This is a genomic window from Brachybacterium tyrofermentans (assembly GCF_039526165.1).
GTDB classification, from domain to species: Bacteria; Actinomycetota; Actinomycetes; order Actinomycetales; family Dermabacteraceae; genus Brachybacterium; species Brachybacterium tyrofermentans.
Genome location: NZ_BAAAIR010000068.1, coordinates 1 through 1175, shown reverse-complemented (window position 1 = coordinate 1175; position 1175 = coordinate 1). Strand labels below are relative to the sequence as shown.

Here is a 1175-nt window from a genome sequence, read left to right as displayed (position 1 = left end):
TTGACCTGACCTATGGCCTGGTTTCCACTCTCGATCGCTAGCTTCCGGTGGTTGCGAGTGCCTGCGGGGTGCGGGCGAGGTCGTAGTCGTTCGGTGTCGCGTACTCGAGTGAGGAGTGTCGGCGGCGGCGGTTGTAGAACACCTCGATGTACTCGAAGATCGCGTTCGCGAGTTCGATCCGGGTATTCCACTTCTTCCGGTTCAGCAGCTCGATCTGCATGCTCGACCAGAACGATTCCATCATCGCATTGTCCAGGCCGTCTCCCACGGTCCCGAACGAGGGCAGCAGGCCCGCGGAGCGGATCTTCTGCGTGAAGACCCAGGAGGTGAACTGGACTCCGTGGTCTGCGTGCACGATCCCTCCAGGATCTGGCTGGCGTGCTCGGATGGCCATGTCCAGGGCGTTGACGACCAGGGTGGAGTCCTGCTTGGAGTCGATGGCCCAGCCGATGATTTTGCGGCTGCAGGCGTCCAGGACCGCGGCGCAGTAGACCTTGCCTTCTCGGGTGGGGTGCTCGGTGATGTCGGTGACCCACAGTTCGTTGAGCTCGAGGCGATGGAATTTCCGGTTCACCAGGTCGTCTGCGGTGGCGACTCCCTTGAGGCGCTTGATGCGGGCCGGCCCAGGGAGTCCTCCGATCCCCGCGCGGGTCATCAGCACCCAGACGAGTCGACTCGAGCAGGGGATGTTCATGCCCATGGTGAGCTCTGCGTGGATCCGGCGGTAGCCGTAGGTGCCACGAGAGGCGATGTGGATCTCGCGGATCAGTCCAGTCAGCCAGCGTCGGCGGAGCTCGGTGGCGCTGGTGGGACGCTTCCGGTAGCGGTAGTAGCCCTGGCGAGAGACGCCCAGCAGGCGGCAGCAGGTGTGCACTGGAGCTCCGGCGTCGACGAGTCGGTCGATCACCGGGTGCGCCCTTTTGGGTCCACTCCTCCCTCCTCGTCGAGCCATGTCGCAGCGCGGCGGAGGATCGCGATCTCCTGCTCGAGCTGCCGAACGCGACCGCGAGCCGCGCGGAGTTCGGCAGACTCGCGACTGCTGAGTCCAGACCGGCGGCCGTGGTCGATGTCGTCCTGTCGGAGCCAGGTGTGGAGGGTGACCTCGTGGACACCGAGGGCCTGCGCGGTCTGCTTGACCTGTCGGCCTTCGCGGACCAGAGCGATGGCCCGGGCAC

The 1175-nt window shown here is 65.4% G+C and carries 1 protein-coding gene; it reads right to left on the bottom strand.

What is annotated here, in order from left to right; genetic code table 11:
- Positions 1-37 precede the first annotated feature (37 nt).
- A protein-coding gene (locus ABD093_RS18245; RefSeq protein ID WP_343926292.1) for an IS3 family transposase occupies positions 38-1175 on the bottom strand; the annotation gives its coding sequence in 2 pieces (ribosomal slippage) (positions 38-927 and positions 927-1175; 1139 coding nt annotated over the 2 pieces). This gene is flagged as partial in the annotation.